Genomic DNA, 17260 nt, shown 5'->3' on the forward strand with positions numbered 1-17260 from the left:
GGCAACATTCGGGAGGGATTCTTAATCCAGATTAAGTGTAACATTTGCCGTCATTTTGTCACACTACAGACGAAGTGACGAAATTCTGCGTGTTTATTGAACAGATGGACCGTTCCTTCAATTGTTGCAGATCGGTGACATAAGTATTGGCGTCGATCTGTCAGCAAAGTGTCACGCGATATCCATAGCGGCGCCCCCGATCCGACAAGCCAACAGGGGGCTTACCCATGCTCAAGACCGACTCGCTCAACCTTCGCCTTTCGCGCAAGGCGATCATGCTCGCCGCCGTCGCCGCGATCCCTCACGCGGCCTTCGCGCAGGAGCAGCAGGCACCGCAGGACAATTCCGCTCTGGTCGACGAGGAAGGCGAGATCATCGTCGACGGCACCCGGCCGATCGCCGAATCCGAGGCCGCGGCGCTGCGCATCCAGCGCCTCTCGGACAATCTGGTCTCGGTGCTCTCGGCCGACTCGGTGGGCCGCCTGCCCGACCAGAACATCGCCCAGGCCACCGGCCGCCTGCCCGGCCTCGCGGTCGAGCGCGACCAGGGCCAGGCGCGCTACATCTCGATCCGCGGTGCGCCCAACTACTGGACCACGCTGAGCTTCGACGGGATCAATGTCGTCAGCCCCGAGGGCCGCGACGCGCGCTTCGATTCGATCCCCTCTGCAATCGCCTCGCAGATCATCGTCTCCAAGGCGATCACCCCGGACATACCGGGCGAGACCGTCGCCGGTAACGTCAACATCATCACCCGGTCGGCCTTCGACTATCCGGGCATGCGCGCTTTCGGGAAGGCGGGCGGCGGGATCGCCGAACTCGGCGACCGCGAGGAATATGAAGCCAACCTCGTGCTCTCCGACCGCTGGAATGTCGGCGGTCTCGGCGAGATCGGCCTGCTCGTCTCGGGCAGCTACTACCAGCGCAACATGATCACCGACAATTTCGAGATCGACTGGGAGCGCGTGTCTCAGGACCAGCGCCAGGGCGCGGGCAGCCGCTTCTGGGCGCGCGAGACCGAGAACAAGCTCTACCGCCTGACCCGCAAGAACTGGTCGGTCTCGGGCCGTCTCGACTGGCGCCCGGACGACGACAACGAGATCTCGCTGCGTTCGGTCTACACGATCTTCACCGACTTCGAGGCGCGCGACAACTACATCTTCGACATGGACGACCGCCAGGGCGATCTGGTCGCCAACAATGCGCCCTGCGATGTCGCCGTGAATCCGACGCCGACCACCACCGGCTATGCCGATATCTGCATCGGCAACACCCCGCTGATCGGCACGGTCTACGGCATCGACATCAACCAGCGCGCCACCCTGCGCGACTTCGCGCAGTCGATCTTCACCAACACCATCGAAGGCAAGCACACCTTCGGCGACAGCGGCCTGCGCTTCGAATGGCTCGGCAACTACACCCGTTCGCGCGATGATCGCTCCGTGGTGGGCGAGGGACGCTTCAACAGCCCATCGACCCGCACCCTGCGCACGGCCATCGCCTATGACTTCACCAACCCGGTGCGCAACACGCCCCAGCTGTTCAATACGCTCCAGCTTTCCGGGCCGACCCGCTTCCAGCGCGGCGCGGCGGTGACCGCTATCGACACCTTCACCAAGCCGCTGTCCGAATTCCGCGTCGCCGATCTTGTCGACGACACCGACGCCTACACCGGGCGCGCGATCCTCGCCTACGACACCGAATTCCTCGGCGGCAACGCGACCATCAAGGCCGGTTTCCAGTACGACCAGCGCACCAAGCAATCGGTCAACGAGCAGATCCAGCTCACCACCGCGGCGCAGTTCAGCACGATTGGCGCCCCGACCGATTACAACGCCTTCTCGATCGACCTGCCGTTCCAGGGCAAGATCCCGATGGGCTACACCTTCCGCTACTTCGACATCAATCGGGTGGAGACGCTGGCGGAGGCCGCGCGTGCGAACTTCCCCTTCACCCGCCTCGTCGACGAGGACTACGAGGTGCGCGAGACCATCTACGCAGGTTTCCTGATGGGCACCCTGCGCTACGACTGGGGCAGCATCGTCGGCGGCGTGCGCGTCGAGCGGGTCGAGAACCGCGGCATTGCCACCGGCATCACCGCCGAGAGCGCCGACACGCTGCTCTTCCCCAGCCTCCATGTGAACTACAACGTCTCGGAGAACGGCAAATTCCGCATTGGCTACACCACCGGCGCGGCACGGGCCGACTATGACCTGCTGCGCCCCAACGTGCAGATCAACGATGCCAACGAGACCATCTCGGGCGGCAACCCGGCGATCCGGCCGGAGCGTTCGTGGGGCCTCGACAGCTATCTCGAATGGTACATCATGCCGCAGGGCTTCATGTCGATCGGCGTGTTCTACCGCGACGTGCGCGACGTGCTCTACACCGACCGGCGCACCTTCAATTCCGATGCGCTGAACTTCGGCGGGGTCGACCGTTCGGGCTATGTCTTCAGCGGCATCGCCAATGCCGGCGAGGGCCGCATCATCGGCGTGGAAATGGCCGCCCAGCTCCAGCTCGAACCCTTCACCGAGGATCTCGGCCTGCCCGGCTGGATGGGCGGCTTCGGGATCACCGCCAACCTGACGCTCAACGACAGCGAGGCGACCAAGCCGGCCTTCGGCAACATCCCCGCACGCACCGTGCGCCTGCCGGGCACGTCGGACGTGGTCTACAACATCGGCGGCTATTACGAGAAATACGGCTTCTCCGCCCGCCTCCAGTACCAGCGCCGCAGCACCTGGCTCGACGGCATCGCCAACGACCTGACCGACGCGGGCGACACCTACTGGGCGGCGGACGACGAGATGGACTTCTCGATGCGCTATGCCTTCAACCGCAATTTCGAGATCTATTTCGACGCCTCGAACCTGCTCGACCAGCCGGGCCGTCGCTACTCGGAGCCGGGCAACCTGCTCACCGCGACCGGCACGCCGACCCCGTTCACCGACAACCTGACGATCGAGTTCGAACAGTTCGGCCGCCGCTACACGGGCGGGGTGCGCATCACCTTCTGACCGCCGGCCCTCCCGTCGAAAGGCCCGGTCGCCCGATGGCGGCCGGGCCTTTTCGCTTTCGCGGCGGGGCAGATTGTTGCATTCCTGTCGCAGCCCGTCGGCGCCCGTCGGCGGTCCGCCCATTTTTCCTTTGCATCCGGCGCGCGCCGCGCTAGGCGCGTGATACGTTATTACATCAACGTAACCCCTGGAAAGCAACGGAAACACCATGACCGACCGCAAGATCCGCCTTGCAACCTCCCGCCTCGCCCTCGCCACCGTGCTCGGCCTTGCCGTCTCCGCGACCCCCGCGCTCGCGGACACCGCAGCGGCGGACGCACAAGCCGCGGCACAGCCGGCGCAGACCGGAGGCACGCCGCCCGAGGACGATCTCCACAACCGCCAGACCGCCACCACGGGCGAGATCATCGTGAGTGCCGCCGGCCTCAAGGAGCTCGACGTGCTCGCCGGCACCAGCGTGGTCGAGATCGCCGACGTGCAGCGCGACGCGGTGAACGGCCAGATCGGCGACCTTCTCGCCAAGCTGCCCGGCGTCTCATCGACCAGCTTCGCCCCCGGCTCCTCGCGCCCGGTGCTGCGCGGCCAGCAGGGCGAGCGCGTGCGCGTGCTCGTCGACGGCGTCGGGACGGCGGACGTCTCGAACACCTCGGTCGACCACGCCACCACCATCGAGCCGATCACCATCGAGCGGATCGAGGTGCTGCGCGGGCCTGCCGTGCTGCTCTACGGCAGCCAGGCGATCGGCGGTGCGGTCAACGTGATCGACAAGCGCATCCCGACCCGGATGCCGGACGAGGCCTTCCACCTCGATGCCTTCGCCGGGGTCGACAGTGCGACCAACCTGCGCACCGGCGCGGCAAGCCTCGATGTCGGGATCGGGTCGAACCTGGTGTTCCACCTCGACGGCTCGTGGCGCGATACCGGCAACATGGACATCGGCGGTTTCCAGCTCTCGCGCCAACTGCGTGAAGAGCTGCTCGAGGAGGCCGCCGAGAAGATCGCCGACGGCGAACCGGAGGAGGCCGCCGAGTTCCGCGAGGCCGCCGACCAGCGCGGCTTCGTGCCCAACAGCGACATGCGGAGCTGGACGCTCAACGCCGGCCTCGGCCTGATCCTCGGCGAGAGCACCTTCGGCGCCGCGATCGGCTGGTACGATACCAATTACGGCGTCATCAAGCGCCCCGGCCTCAAGCACGAGCACGGCGGCGAGGAAGGCGAGGACCACGGCGGCGAGGAGGAGAAGGAGGAGGAAAACGTCCGCATCGACCTCCAGCAGTTCCGCGCCGACTTTAGGGGCGACATCTACCTCGGCGATGGGGCGATCGAGCGGCTGAAGGTGCGGTTCGGCTATTCCGACTACACCCACACCGAGTTCGAGGGTCCGGGCGAGGTCGGCACCGTGTTCGACAGCACCAGCATCGAAGCCCGCGCGGAACTGGTGCAGAACGCCGCCGGCGTGCTGCGCGGCGCGACCGGCGTCCAGTTCCTGCACCGCGATTTCAGCGCGGTCGGGGCTGAAGCCTATGTCCCGCCGAACCTCACCGATCAGCTCGCGGTCTTCACCCTGCAGGAGTGGGGCACCGGCCCGGTCCAGATCGAGGCCGCGGCGCGCGCCGAGTTCACCGACGTCGAGGCCCAGACCCTCGGCATCGCCCGCGACTACGAGACCTTCTCGGGCGCGCTCGGCATCGTCTACGAAGGCATCGAGGGTGTGCGCATCGGCATCAACGGCTCGCGCGCCGAACGCGCGCCGAGCGCCGAGGAGCTGTTCTCGGACGGTCCGCATATCGCGACGCAGGCCTTCGAGGTCGGCGACGTCGACCTTCGCACCGAACGCGCGTGGGGCCTCGAAGCCTTCGCCCGCGGCAGCATCGGTGCGGGAACCTTCAACCTCACCGCCTACCGCCAGTGGTTCGACAACTACATCTTCCTCGAGGATACCGGCGCTGAGGAGGACGACCTGCCGGTGTTCCAGTATCTCCAGCAGGATGCCGACTTCTGGGGCTTCGAGGCGGAGCTCAACTACCCGATTGTCGACACCGGGAGCTTCCGCCTCATGACCGACCTGCGCGCCTCCTACACCGAGGCCGAGCTCGCCGACGGCACCGCCGTGCCGCGCATCCCGCCGCTCGCCCTGCTAGGCGCGCTGGAGGCGCAGACCGATGCCTTCGACGTGCGGGGCGAGGTGCAGTGGTTCGGCGAACAGGACCGCGTGACCGCCTTCGAGACGCCGACCGACAGCTTCACGCTGGTCAACGCGCTCGTCGCCTGGCGGCCCTTCACGCAGAACCGCAACGTCACCGTGCTGGTCGCCGCCGACAACATCTTCGATGTCAACGGCCGCCGCCATGCGAGCTTCACCAAGGACTTCGTCCCGCTGATCGGTCGCAACTTCCGCGCGAGCGTGCGTCTGAGCTTCTAAGGCACCTCAGATCGCGCCCGCGTGAGGGTCGCAAGGGGGCAGTCGGGTTCGCCGGCTGCCCCTTTTGCATGGGCGCTAGAACCCCGCGGCGCGCAGCACGATCCACACCTCGCCGACGAGGCTGAAACCGAAGACTGTGATCGCGGCGCTCACCGCGCGAAAGCTGGCCAGCCGCCGGCCCTCGCCCGGCACCAGCGGGAAGACCGGGCGCAGCAGCAGCGCCACGTCGCGGGCGTGGAGCACCAGCCACGCGGCCGAAAGCAGCGAGGCGGCGGAGAGCAGCGCGATCAGCACTTGCATCTGGAGCAGGGTCACGGGGGCAGGCCTTTCGTCGCAGCGACGCCCCTCCACCTGCCCTAACGTCGGGAGCCCGCCGGATGTTCCGCACCGGGCGCGGCTACGCAGTCCTACGCTTCCACGGCAAAGGTCAGCTCGGCGTGCTCCTCGAGCCGCCTGACCAGATCCTCGCCGAGGAAGGCCCCCGGCGTGCCGATGCCGCCCGGCTTGGTGCAGGAGAGGAGCGCGATCCCCGTCTCGGACAGCATCCGGCTGGTCGAGCCGTAGCCCGGATCGTAGCGGCCTTTCACGCCATACTGGAGCCGCTGACCATCGGGCATGTCGGCCACGAACACCACGTCATAGAAGCCGTTCTCGCGCTCCTCCTTGCTCGGGCCCTCGCCCGGCTTGGGGGGCTTGGCACCGAAGGGGTTCTTCATGAATTCGAGCGCCGCATTGGCCGCCGCCTTGCCCGCCTCGCCGGGGCTGGTCAGCATCATCTCGTCATACTGGAAATCGGTGCCGTAGGGGTGACCGAGCAGGAAGTTGGTGCGGTGCACGTTCTTGGTGTTGATCGGCGCCATCACGAAGGGCGCGGACCACTTGCCGAGATCGTCCTCATACGAGGGGATCATGCCCGAGGGCTGGTCGGGCCCCTCGAAACCCGGGGTGAGCGCGAACGGGTTCCGCAGGGTCGCGATCACCGACATGTCCTTGGCAGCGGCCTTCATGGTCGCGCCGAGGCTCGCCGCGGTGCCGCCCGAGAAGGTGCCCTGCATCGCCCGCACCCGGCCGCGGATGCGCGAGGCGGGCTTGCCGAAGCGTTCGACGCAGGCCTTCTGGGTCATCATCACGCCGAGATCGAAAGGGATCGAATCGAACCCGCTCGAAAAGCAGATGCGCGCGCCGCTCGCCTCGGCGGCAGCCTGATGCTCGGCGATCTTGGCCGCCATCCACGCCGGCTCGCCGCACAGGTCGGCATAGTCGGTGCCGGTCTTGACGCAGGCCGCGACGAGCTTGTCGCCATAGAGCTGGTAGGGGCCGACGGTGGTGAGGACGACCTTGGTGCGCCGGCACATCGCCTCGAGGTCGGCATCGTCATCGGCATTGGCGACGACGAGCGGCGTCGAGGCCGGCGCGCCGATCAGGTCGCGGACCTCCTCGAGCTTGGCGAGGCTGCGCCCGGCCATCGCCCACTTCGGCCCATCCTCGCGGCTGCCGTAGTGGCCGGCGAGATATTCCGCCACCAGCCGCCCGGTGTAGCCGGTGGCGCCATAGACGATGATGTCGAATTCGCGGGTGCTCATGGATGATCTCCTTTGGCTGGCGTGTTGCCACGCACCGCCGCACGGGACCAGACCAAATCGGCAAGCCCAGACGTGGAAAAGCGGACAAAGCGGACACCGTGTCCGCTTGCTGCAATGCGGTGTTGTAATGCAATACCAATGTCTTGCGCGTCGTTCGTCGAGGCGGACGGACAGGGAAGCGGGGCCTTTATCACAGCAGCAAGGGCCTTTCGGACGCAAAACGCACGAGGCTAACCGGTCTGCCTGTCTGTAGGAAAGGGTGCCCTAAAGCCTCGGCAGCGTCACCCCGCGCTGGCCCATGTATTTGCCCGCGCGGTCCTTGTAGCTCGTCTCGCAGCGCTCGTTGCCCTTGAGGAAAAGAAACTGGCACGCGCCCTCGTTGGCGTAGATCTTCGCGGGCAGCGGCGTGGTGTTGCTGAACTCCAGCGTCACGTGCCCTTCCCAGCCTGGCTCCAGCGGGGTGACGTTCACGATGATCCCGCAGCGCGCATAGGTGCTCTTGCCGAGGCAGATCACCAGCACGTCCTCCGGCACGCGGAAATATTCGACCGTGCGGGCGAGCGCGAAGGAATTGGGCGGGATGATGCAGACGTCGGTTTCGCGGTCGACGAAGCTCTTGGGGTCGAACTGCTTGGGATCGACCACCGAGCTGTCGACATTGGTGAAGATCTTGAACTCGGGCGCGACCCGCGCGTCGTAGCCGTAGGACGAGAGGCCGTAGGAGATCACCCCGTCGCGCCGCTGGGCCTCCACGAAGGGCTCGATCATGCCGTGTTCGAGCGCCTGGGCGCGGATCCATTTGTCGGAGAGAATCGCCATGGAGGAAGGGATTCCCGATGGCGGGCGCAGGGGCAAGGGTGGCGGTCCGACATATCCCCTTTCCCGAAAATGCGCGCGCCGCCCGACCTAACAGCATTTGTCACGAGCCTGTCCGCAAGGACATGCTATCAAGGCCTTGCGACCCGAGGGGCCCTCCGGCCCCTGACTTCAAGCCCCCGCCCTGACCGGCGGGGGCCTTTTTGGGGGAGCGCCGCTCAGGCCGGGGCGAAGCGCGCCCAGACGGGCAGGTGGTCCGAGGCGGCCGCCGCGAGCGCGCTGCGGTGCACCCCGCAGTCCTCCACCCTGAGGCGCGCGCAATGCAGGATCCGGTCGAGCCTGCCGAGCGGTCGGCGACTCGGGAAGCTCGGCCCGGGATCGAGCAGTGCGAAATGCCGCCCGAACTCGCGAAAGCACCCGGCGGCCGCGCGCCATTCGTTGAGATCGCCCATCAGCACCGTGGGCCGCGCGCTGCGGGCCGCATCGGCGAGGGTCGCGATGGCGCGGGCCTGGCGCACGCGCCACAGGCCCGACAGGTCGAGATGCATCCCGAACACCGTCAGGCCGGCATCGCCGAGGCCGAGCGTCGCCGTCACCACCCCGCGCGGTTCGAGGCAGGGGATGTGGATGATGTCGTGGTGCTCCACCGCGATGCCCTGCCGCACGAGGATCGCGTTGCCGTGCCAGCCCATCGAATCGTGCTGCACGTCGAGCGGCACGGGGACGTAATCGGTGTGGCTCTCGATCAGGAAGCGCGGCAGCACGCTGGCGCGGGTGCCGAACCTGAGGTCGGCTTCTTGCAGGCACACAACGTCGGCGCCCACCTCGTTCAGCACATTGAGGATGCGCCCCGGATCGCGCCTGCGGTCGGTGCCGACACCCTTGTGGATGTTGTAGCTGGCGACCGTGAAGGTGCGGGCCATCCTCTCCCCTAACCCGCCGCCAGCAGGCTCGCGTTGCCGCCGGCCGCGGTGGTGTCGATACAGGTCACGCGCTCGGTGGCGAAGCGGGCGAGGTAGTGCGGGCCGCCGGCCTTGGGGCCGGTGCCGGAAAGGCCCTCGCCGCCGAAGGGCTGGCTCTCGACCACCGCACCGATCTGGTTACGGTTGACGTAGAAATTCCCCACCTTGGCACGCGCCTGCACGAAGCGCCGGGTCTCGGCGATGCGGCTGTGGAGGCCGAGCGTGAGGCCGAAGCCGGTGGCGTTGATGTCCTCGATCACGCGGCCGAGTTCCCCCGCGCGGAAGCGCACGACGTGCAGCACCGGGCCGAAATGCTCGCGGTTCAATTCGCCGATGCCGCCCAGTTCGATGATCGTCGGCGCGACGAAGCAGCCCTTGCCCGTGGCCGGTAGCAGGGGCAGGCGCTCGACCTTGCGCCCGCTCGCCTCGCTGCGGGCGACGTGGCGTTCAAGTGCGGCGCGTGCGTCCTCGTCGATCACCGGGCCGACATCGGTGGCGAGGTCCGCCGGGTCGCCCACGGTGAGCGCCGCGAAGCCGCCGCGGATCATCGCCAGCACGCCGTCCGCGATGTCCTCCTGGAGGTAGAGCACCCGCAGCGCCGAGCACCGCTGGCCGGCGCTCTGGAAGCTGCTCGCCAGCACGTCGCGCACCACCTGCTCGGGGAGCGCCGAGCTGTCGACGATCATCGCGTTCTGCCCGCCGGTCTCGGCGATCAGCGTGGCGATCGGCCCGTCGCGGTTGGCGAGGGCGCGGTTGATCGCCCTTGCCGTCTCGGTCGATCCGGTGAAGGCAACCCCCGCGAGGCGCGGGTCGGCGGTGATCATCTGCCCGACGGGGCCGGCGCCCGGGAGCAGCTGGAAGGCCTCGGGCGGGATGCCCGCCTCGTGGCACAGCTTCACCGCGAGCGCGGCGATCAGCGGGGTCTGCTCGGCGGGCTTGGCGATCACGGCGTTGCCCGCCGCAAGCGCGGCGCTTGCCATGCCGATGAAGATCGCCAGCGGGAAGTTCCACGGGCTGATCGTCGCGAACACCCCGCGACCGTGGAGCGAGAGGCTATTCTCCTCGCCGGTCGGCCCGGGGAGGATCACCGGCGCGGCGAACTGGCGGCGCGCCTCGGCGGCGTAGTAGCGCAGGAAATCGACCGCCTCGCGCAGCTCCAGCACCGAATCGAGCAGGGTCTTGCCCGCCTCGCGCTGGCACAGGCTGAGGAACTCGGCGGTGTGCGCCTCGAACAGGTTGGCGGCCTCCTCCAGCAGCAGCGCGCGCGCCTCGCCGCCGAGTGCGTCCCAGCCGGGCTGGATCGCGGCGGCGCGGGTGAAGGCGGCATCGACCTCTTGCGGAGTGGCGTCGCGGCGGGTGCCGACCACCTGCGCCATGTCGTGCGGGCTGGTGATCGGCGCGATCTCGCCGGGGCTTGCGGCGGGGAAGGTCGGCTCGGCGCGCCAGTGGACGCCTTCGAGCAGCTTCAGGCGCTCCAGCAGGGGAGCGCGCACCAGCGGGTCGGAGAGGTCGATCCCGGCGCTGTTCCGGCGCGCGCCGAAGATGTCGGCGGGCAGCGGGATCGCCGGGTTGCGGCGCGGGCGCATCGCCGCGAGTTCCGCCACCGGATCGCCGACCAGCTCCTCCGCCGGAATGTCGGCATCGCCCATGCGGTTGACGAAGCTGGTGTTGGCCCCGTTCTCGAGCAGGCGGCGCACCAGATAGGCGAGCAGCTCCTTGTGCCCGCCGACCGGCGCATAGATCCTGACAGGCGTGCGCTGGTTGCCCTCGAGCGCGTGGAGCGCATCATACACTTCCTCGCCCATGCCGTGCAGGCGCTGGAACTCGAACGGCTTGCCCTCGCTGAGATGCTTGATCGCGCCGATGGTGTAGGCGTTGTGCGTGGCGAAGGCGGGGCGGATCACGTCCGAATGCTCGAACAGCCGCGCCGCGCAGGCGAGGTAGCTCACATCGGTCGCGACCTTGCGGGTGAACACCGGATAGTCGGCATAGCCGCCGACCTGCGAGAGCTTCACCTCGCTGTCCCAGTAGGCGCCCTTGACCAGCCGCACGAACAGCCTGCGCCCGTGCCGCCGGGCGAGCTTGCCCGCCCAGTCGCACACCGCCACGCCGCGCTTCTGGTAGGCTTGGATGGCAAGGCCGAAGCCCTCCCACCGGCTGCCGTCGGGGCGGCGGAACAGATCGTCGTCGGCGACCAGCTCCTCGATGATGTCGAGGCTGAGCTCCAGCCTTTCGGCTTCCTCGGCGTCGATCGTGAAATGGATATCCGCGTCGCGAGCGCGCAGCGCGAGCGCCCGCACCATCGGCACCATCGCCGCCTTGGCCTCGTCGGCATGGAAGAAATTGTATTTCGGGTGCAGCGCCGAGAGCTTGACCGAAATCCCCGGCGATCCCGCGACCCCGGCCCCCGCCTCGCGCGCCAGCCGCGTCAGGGCGGCTTCGTAGGCCAGCCGGTATTTCTCGGCATCCTCGAAGGTCATGGCCGCCTCGCCGAGCATGTCGAAGGAGTGCGTGATCCCCCTTGCGCGTTCGGGCGCGGCGCGCTTCAGCGCCTCGTCGATGGTGCGGCCGAAGACGAACTGGCCGCCGAGGATCTTCATCGCCTGCGCGGTGGCGGTGCGGATCACCGGCTCGCCCAGCCGGTTCATCGCCCGCTTGAAGGCGCTCCCCAGCCCCTTCTGGCGTGCATCGGGCGGATCGAGCACCTCGCCCGTCAGCATCAGCGAGAAGGTCGCGGCGTTGACGAAGGTCGAGGAGCTTTCGCCGAGATGCTCGCCCCAGTCGATCTGGCCGATCTTGTCCTTGATCAGCGCATCCGCCGTCGCCGCATCGGGAACGCGCAGCAGCGCCTCGGCAAGGCACATGAGAGCGATGCCTTCCTCGGTATCGAGGCCGTATTGCTGGAGGAAGGCGTCGATCCCGGAGGCCTTCTTGGCCCGCGCGCCCTCGATCAGGTCGATCGCCAGCCGGGCCGCGCCCGCGTGCACCCGCGCCGCGGGGGCGGCCTGTTCGAGCCGCTCGGCGATGCAGGCCTCCTCGTCCTGGCGATAGGCGCGGCGCAGGTCGGTGCGGTCGATTGCTGGGGCGGGCGAGTAGTCGGCCATCTGGTTTCACCTGAAACGATTCGCGGGCAATGCCCGGCCTCTGGACGCCATGAGGCTGCGCTGCAAGCGCCGGTTTTGCAACGGCCCGCTTGCCCCCCGCGCCGGGCCCGTTTAGCTTCGCCGGGCGATCAACAGGGGCCCCACACAATCATGCGGATGTTCTGCTTCCACTGCCGCGACGGCGAAGACGGCGGCCGGCTGCGCGCGATCCACCGGCCCGCGCATCTCGAGTTCATCCACGCCAATGCCGATCATTTCGTGATCGTCGGCCCGCTGAAGCGCGCCGACGGCCTGATCATCGGCTCGCTGCTGATCGTGAAGGCCGAGGACGAGGCGGCAGCCCGCGCGATCCTTGCCGACGATCCCTACCTCACCGGCGGGGTGTGGCAGCTGATCCGGGTCGACGAGTTCTCGCCCCTGCTGGGCGACTGGGCCTAGGTCCTCAGGCCAGCGCATCCTCGGGCTGGGACCCGCCGTTGGCGCGGTTCCACCGGACCGAGGACCAGAATGCGAGGCCGATCAGCACCGCGCCGATCACCCCGGTGATGACCTCGGGGATGTGCACGAAGGTGTTGAGATACATGATCACCGCCAGCGCGATGATCGCATAGAAGGCGCCGTGCTCGAGATAGCGGTATTCGCTCATCGTCCCCTTGTTGACGAGGAAGATCGTCATCGAGCGAACGAACATCGCGCCGATGCCGAGGCCGATGGCGATGATGATGAGGTTGTTGGTGAGCGCGAAGGCGCCGATCACCCCGTCGAAGCTGAAGCTCGCATCGAGCACTTCGAGATAGAGGAACGCCCCGAAGCCCGCCTTGGCGACATCGCCGGTGGTGGGCGTGGGCGGTTCGAGCACATGGTTGACGATCTCGACCGCGAGATAGGTCAGCAGGCCCGCGATGGCGGCGATGAGGAAAGTGAGTGCTTCTTCCTCCGGCAGCACGCTCGCCACCGCCCAGGTGCCGGCGAGCACCACGCCGATGGCGATCGCCTCGATATTGGCGACCCTGGCGAGCGGACGCTCAATCGCCTCGATCCAGTTCACGTCCTTGTCGGAATCGAAGAAATACTTGAGCCCGACCATCCCGAGGAACGCCCCGCCGAAGCCCATCAGCCCGACATGCGCATCGGAGACGATGCGCTGGTATTCGGCCGGTTCGTTGAGGGCGAGCCGCATGGCCTCCACTGGGCCGAGGCTGGCGGCGACCATCACGATCACCAGCGGGAAGACGATCCGCATCCCGAACACGGCGATGGCGATGCCCCAGGTCAGGAAGCGCCGCTGCCAGACCGGGTCCATGTCCTTGAGGATCGAGGCGTTGACCGCGGCATTGTCGAAGGACAGCGAGACTTCGAGCACCGCCAGCACGGCGCAGATCCACACGATGCCGAGCATCCCGTCGATCGTGCCGGTCAGCTCCCAGCCATACCAGCCGCCCAGCACGAGGCCGGCAAGAGTGAACAGCAGCGAACCACCGAAATGCTTGAACATCGAATTTCCTGTCAGAGTGCCCACGCGCTCTTAGTGCGCGCTGCGGGAGCGATCTAGATGCCGAAGCTGCCCTTCAGCCCGTCGATGACATATTGTGCCGCAAGCGCGGCGAGCAGAACGCCGAGCAGGCGGGTGATCACCGCCTCGACCTTGTCGCCGAGCAGCCGGATCAGCGGCCCGGCGGCGACGAGCGCGGCGGCGGTGATGGCGAGCACCGCGCCGAGCGCGGCGAGCACCTCGATCATCTCGGGCCAGCCCTCGGCCTCGTTCATCAGCAGCATCACCGCCGCGATCGCGCCCGGGCCGGCGAGCATCGGCATAGCCATCGGGAAGACCGAGACGTCCTCGATCTCGGGGGTGGCGGCGATCTTCTCGGCGCGGCTTTCGCGGCGCTGGGTGCGCTTCTCGAACACCATGTCGAAGGCGATGAAGAACAGCATCAGCCCGCCCGCGATGCGGAAGGAGTTCAATTCGATGTGCAGCGCGCCGAGCAATTGCTGGCCGAACAGCGCGAAGACCAGCAGGATGATCGCCGCGATCCACGTCGCCCGCAGCGCCATGCTGCGCGCCTGCTGAGGGGTCGCGCCCTTGGTCAGCCCGGCATAGATCGGCGCGCACCCCGGCGGGTCGATCACCACGAACAGGGTGACGAAGGCGGAAAGGAAGAGTTCGGTCAGGACCATCTGCGCAGGCTCGCCCGCCCCCTCACATCAATCGGCGGTCGGCACAAGGCTTTGTTCGATGGCGGTCACCCAGCGGCCCTGGTGGAAATAGTCGGCGGCGGCGTAGCGGGTGCCGTCGGCGCGGTGCTCCCAGCGCCAGCGCAAGGTGCCGTCGCGCGAGAGGCGGGCGTCGGCCTTGCCTTCCTCGCCCACGGGGATCGCGGGCGGCGGCGGAGTTCCGGCGCCCCCGCGCGGGCAGGAGGCGACAAGGCCCTGCACCGCATCGATCTCGGTCACGACGATGTCGCCCGGCCGCGCCTCGGTCTGCTTGCGTGGCGGGGGCTGGGGCACGTCGTCGCCGCCGGCGTCGAAGACATAGCGGTAGTCGCCCGTCGGCTGGCGTTCCCAGACCGTGACGAAATTGCCGACCTTGCCGTCGGGATCGCGGTAGCGGCCCTGGCTGACCGCGAGCGCCCCGTCGCAGCTCATCACCACGATGCGCGGCTGCCACTGCACGGCCTGCGGAGGATCGGTCTGGGTGGCGAGCCAGGGTTCGATGAGGAAGGGGCCGTTCCCGCCGTGGAGCAGCGCGCCGGGGGCCGCGAAAAGGCGGAAGGCGGTCCACTGCCCGCGCTCCCTCGCCGCGCGCGAGAAGGCGAGTTCGGCGGCGACGATGTTGCTCGGCTGGGCCGCGCCAGGCGCGACCGCGAGCGCGCGGTCGATCATCGCCATCTGGCGCTTGTTCGGCTTGGGCGGCCCGCCACCCCCAGCACAGGCGGCGAGGACGATGGGGAGGGCGAGGCACACGGCGCAGGCGAACAGGCGCATATTGGTCTCCCTAAGGTTCAAAGCCCCTCCGGCGGCTCCATCCCCGCATGGCGATGCGCCGCGACGAGCGTGTTCCTGAGCAGCACCGCGATGGTCATCGGCCCGACCCCGCCCGGCACCGGCGTGATCGCGCCCGCCACGCCCAGCGCCTCGGCGTAGGCGACATCGCCGACGAGGCGACCCTTCGGCCTGTCCTCGGTCGGCGGCAGGCGGTTGATGCCGACATCGATCACGGTCGCGCCCGGCTTGATCCAGTCCCCGCGCACCATTTCCGGCCGCCCGACCGCGGCGACCACGATGTCCGCGCGGCGCACCACCTCGGGAAGGTTCTTCGTGCGGCTGTGCGCGATGGTGACGGTGGCGTTGGCGTCGGTCAGCAGCTGGGCCATCGGCTTGCCGACGATGTTCGACCGGCCGATCACGACGGCCTCAAGCCCGCTGAGGTCGCCGAGGTGATCGCGCAGCAGCATCAGGCACCCCAGCGGCGTGCAGGGCACGAAGCCCTCCTGCCCGACGCTCAGCCGCCCGGCATTGATGACATGGAACCCGTCCACGTCCTTGTCGGGATCAATCGCGGCGATCACCGCCTGTTCGTCGAGCCCCTCGGGAAGCGGCAGCTGGACGAGGATGCCGTCGACTTCCGGGTCGCGGTTCAGCCGCTCGATCAGCACCAGCAGCTCGGCCGCGCCGGTGGTGGCGGGAAGGCGGTGCTCGAAGCTGGCGATCCCGGCCTCGATGCAGGCGCGTCCCTTGGCGCCGACATAGACCTGGCTCGCAGGATCTTCGCCCACCAGCACCACCGCAAGCCCCGGGCGCCGGCCTGCGTGCAGGGCGAAGGCCTCCGCCGCCGCGCTGATCCGTGCGCGCAGGCTTTCCGCAAACGCCTTGCCGTCGATCCGCACCGCCTCCGGCATCAGGCGAGCGCGCCCTGGAGGATATAGCCGACCGCGTTGAGCAGCATCAGGAACACCATCGGGGAAAAGTCGATCGCGCCGGTATCGGGCATCACCTTGCGGATCGGACGCAGCGCCGGCTCGAACAGGCGGGACAGGGCATCGTGCACCGCATAGGCGAACTGGTTGCTCGGGCTGACCACGTTGAAGGCGAAAAGCAGGCCGATGATGAACCAGACGATCAGCAGCATGTTGGCGGTGTTCACCACCATAATGAAGATCTGGAGAAGTGCGTCAGTCATGGCGATCCGTGTTCCGTTGCGTGGGGCGCTCGGCTCGCATCTGGCGAGCCGCCGCGCGCGGTCAAGTCCCGTGAGGGCGTATTAGCCGCTTAATACGCCTCGCGCCATAGGCCTGTTCGGGCTCAGGCCCGCACCAGCGTGCCGGCGCCGCGGGCGGTGAAGAATTCGAGCAGCATGGCGTGGCCCACCCGCCCGTCGAGCACCACCGCCGCCTCGCAGCCCGATTGCACCGCGGCCACGCAGGTTTCGAGCTTGGGCACCATGCCGCCACGGATCACCCCGTCCTCGCGCAGCTGCGCGATGTCGGCGGGGGTGAGATCGGTGAGCAGCCGGCCCTCGCCATCGAGCACGCCCGGCACGTCCGTGAGCAGGAACAGCCGCGCCGCGCCCAGCGCCGCGGCGATCGCGCCGGCCATGGTGTCGGCGTTGATGTTGTAGGTCGCCCCGTCCTCTCCCGGAGCGATCGGGGCGATCACCGGGATCATGCCGGCGGCCACCATCGTGTCGATCACGGAGGTGTCGACGCTCGCCGGCTCGCCCACGAAGCCGAGGTCGACCGCCTGTTCGATGTTGCTGTCGGGATCGCGGGTGATGCGGCTGACCTTGCGCGCGGTCACCAGCCCGCCGTCCTTGCCCGAGATGCCGATCGCCTTGCCGCCCGCTCCGGCGATCCAGCCGACCAGTTCCTTGTTGATCGCGCCCGAGAGGACCATCTCGGCGACCTGCGCCGTCGCCGCATCGGTGACGCGCAGCCCGTCGACGAAGGTGCTCTCCACCCCCAGCCGCTTCAGCATCTGGCCGATCTGCGGGCCGCCGCCGTGGACCACCACCGGATTGATGCCGACCGCCTTCAGGAGCACGATATCCTCGGCGAAATCGCGCGCGGCCTCAGGGTCGCCCATCGCGTGGCCGCCGTATTTCACCACGAAGGTGCGCCCGGCATAGCGCTGGAAATAGGGCAGCGCCTCGATCAGCACTTCGGCCTTGAAAAGTTCGGGCGTGTCCGCGCCCGAGCGCGGCGGCGTGTGGTTGAGTTTGTCGGTCACCGGCGTTCATTCCCCGCGCGCACCTCGCGCTTTCGGGCCGCGCCCTAGCGGCTCGCGGGGGCGGGGCCAAGCGGCTTGGTGGCTTCGGTAACCCCTGATTAGGCATTTCAGCCGCTTGATGCTATCA

Annotated in this window: 14 protein-coding genes; 3 read left to right on the forward strand and 11 right to left on the reverse strand. The window is 68.1% G+C overall.

The window, feature by feature from the left end; translation table 11 throughout:
• The first annotated feature begins 227 nt into the window (after positions 1-227).
• Positions 228-3020: a TonB-dependent receptor gene (locus ACMX37_RS14665; RefSeq protein WP_483146636.1), complete on the forward strand. Its 2793-nt coding sequence runs from the start codon at positions 228-230 to the stop codon at positions 3018-3020.
• Positions 3021-3228: 208 nt separating this feature from the next.
• A complete protein-coding gene (locus ACMX37_RS14670) occupies positions 3229-5442 on the forward strand; it encodes a TonB-dependent receptor (protein WP_483146637.1) in 2214 nt (737 codons plus the stop codon).
• Positions 5443-5517: 75 nt separating this feature from the next.
• Here ACMX37_RS14670 and ACMX37_RS14675 read toward each other — a convergent pair whose 3' ends face one another.
• From ACMX37_RS14675 to putA, 5 genes are all read right to left on the reverse strand, one after another.
• Positions 5518-5757, reverse strand: a complete 240-nt coding sequence (locus ACMX37_RS14675; RefSeq protein ID WP_157696482.1) for a hypothetical protein — start codon at positions 5755-5757, stop codon at positions 5518-5520.
• Between the two features lie 92 nt (positions 5758-5849).
• Positions 5850-7025, reverse strand: a complete 1176-nt coding sequence (locus ACMX37_RS14680) for a saccharopine dehydrogenase family protein (protein ID WP_483146638.1) — start codon at positions 7023-7025, stop codon at positions 5850-5852.
• 264 nt (positions 7026-7289) lie between these two features.
• Positions 7290-7844 carry a dCTP deaminase gene (gene dcd, locus ACMX37_RS14685; RefSeq protein ID WP_067407156.1) on the reverse strand — a complete coding sequence of 185 codons (555 nt, stop codon included), beginning with the start codon at positions 7842-7844 and terminating at the stop codon, positions 7290-7292.
• A gap of 215 nt (positions 7845-8059) precedes the next feature.
• Entirely contained in the window at positions 8060-8764 is a 705-nt protein-coding gene (locus ACMX37_RS14690) for an endonuclease/exonuclease/phosphatase family protein (RefSeq protein ID WP_483146639.1), read from the reverse strand.
• An 8-nt stretch (positions 8765-8772) separates the two neighbouring features.
• Positions 8773-11907 (reverse strand): bifunctional proline dehydrogenase/L-glutamate gamma-semialdehyde dehydrogenase PutA, encoded by a 3135-nt coding sequence (gene putA / locus ACMX37_RS14695; RefSeq protein WP_483146640.1) that lies wholly within the window; start codon positions 11905-11907, stop codon positions 8773-8775.
• Between the two features lie 150 nt (positions 11908-12057).
• Here putA and ACMX37_RS14700 point away from each other — a divergent pair, with 150 nt between their 5' ends.
• Entirely contained in the window at positions 12058-12345 is a 288-nt protein-coding gene (locus tag ACMX37_RS14700) for a YciI family protein (protein WP_233996833.1), read from the forward strand.
• A gap of 4 nt (positions 12346-12349) precedes the next feature.
• On the opposite strand, the gene ACMX37_RS14705 is transcribed toward ACMX37_RS14700, so the two are convergent.
• The 6 genes from ACMX37_RS14705 to argB all read right to left on the reverse strand — a co-directional run bounded on the left by ACMX37_RS14705 (position 12350) and on the right by argB (position 17133).
• On the reverse strand, positions 12350-13402 hold the full coding sequence (locus ACMX37_RS14705) for a DUF475 domain-containing protein (protein ID WP_483146641.1): 1053 nt from the start codon (positions 13400-13402) through the stop codon (positions 12350-12352).
• A gap of 53 nt (positions 13403-13455) precedes the next feature.
• Positions 13456-14079 (reverse strand): MarC family protein, encoded by a 624-nt coding sequence (locus tag ACMX37_RS14710; protein ID WP_483148423.1) that lies wholly within the window; start codon positions 14077-14079, stop codon positions 13456-13458.
• Between the two features lie 33 nt (positions 14080-14112).
• Complete coding sequence (locus ACMX37_RS14715; protein ID WP_483146642.1) at positions 14113-14892, reverse strand: hypothetical protein; 780 nt, start codon at positions 14890-14892, stop codon at positions 14113-14115.
• Between the two features lie 17 nt (positions 14893-14909).
• The gene (gene folD / locus ACMX37_RS14720) at positions 14910-15806 is read right to left on the reverse strand and encodes a bifunctional methylenetetrahydrofolate dehydrogenase/methenyltetrahydrofolate cyclohydrolase FolD (RefSeq protein ID WP_483146643.1); all 897 of its coding nucleotides are present in this window, start codon (positions 15804-15806) and stop codon (positions 14910-14912) included.
• A complete protein-coding gene (locus ACMX37_RS14725; protein ID WP_483146644.1) occupies positions 15806-16087 on the reverse strand; it encodes a YggT family protein in 282 nt (93 codons plus the stop codon). Before ACMX37_RS14725 ends, folD begins: the two co-directional genes overlap by 1 nt.
• Positions 16088-16209: 122 nt before the next feature.
• The gene (gene argB, locus ACMX37_RS14730; RefSeq protein WP_483146645.1) at positions 16210-17133 is read right to left on the reverse strand and encodes an acetylglutamate kinase; all 924 of its coding nucleotides are present in this window, start codon (positions 17131-17133) and stop codon (positions 16210-16212) included.
• Positions 17134-17260 lie beyond the last annotated feature (127 nt).

Source organism: Porphyrobacter sp. THAI-01a (assembly GCF_056868655.1).

What these genes read in the sequence shown, in the direction of transcription:
- ACMX37_RS14665 (WP_483146636.1), top strand. Translation starts at nt 228, where the DNA reads ATGCTCAAGACCGACTCGCTCAACCTTCGCCTTTCGCGCAAGGCGATC.
- ACMX37_RS14670 (WP_483146637.1), top strand. Translation starts at nt 3,229, where the DNA reads ATGACCGACCGCAAGATCCGCCTTGCAACCTCCCGCCTCGCCCTCGCC.
- ACMX37_RS14680 (WP_483146638.1), bottom strand. Translation starts at nt 7,025, where the DNA reads ATGAGCACCCGCGAATTCGACATCATCGTCTATGGCGCCACCGGCTAC.
- dcd (WP_067407156.1), bottom strand. Translation starts at nt 7,844, where the DNA reads ATGGCGATTCTCTCCGACAAATGGATCCGCGCCCAGGCGCTCGAACAC.
- ACMX37_RS14690 (WP_483146639.1), bottom strand. Translation starts at nt 8,764, where the DNA reads ATGGCCCGCACCTTCACGGTCGCCAGCTACAACATCCACAAGGGTGTC.
- putA (WP_483146640.1), bottom strand. Translation starts at nt 11,907, where the DNA reads ATGGCCGACTACTCGCCCGCCCCAGCAATCGACCGCACCGACCTGCGC.
- ACMX37_RS14700 (WP_233996833.1), top strand. Translation starts at nt 12,058, where the DNA reads ATGCGGATGTTCTGCTTCCACTGCCGCGACGGCGAAGACGGCGGCCGG.
- ACMX37_RS14705 (WP_483146641.1), bottom strand. Translation starts at nt 13,402, where the DNA reads ATGTTCAAGCATTTCGGTGGTTCGCTGCTGTTCACTCTTGCCGGCCTC.
- ACMX37_RS14715 (WP_483146642.1), bottom strand. Translation starts at nt 14,892, where the DNA reads ATGCGCCTGTTCGCCTGCGCCGTGTGCCTCGCCCTCCCCATCGTCCTC.
- folD (WP_483146643.1), bottom strand. Translation starts at nt 15,806, where the DNA reads ATGCCGGAGGCGGTGCGGATCGACGGCAAGGCGTTTGCGGAAAGCCTG.
- ACMX37_RS14725 (WP_483146644.1), bottom strand. Translation starts at nt 16,087, where the DNA reads ATGACTGACGCACTTCTCCAGATCTTCATTATGGTGGTGAACACCGCC.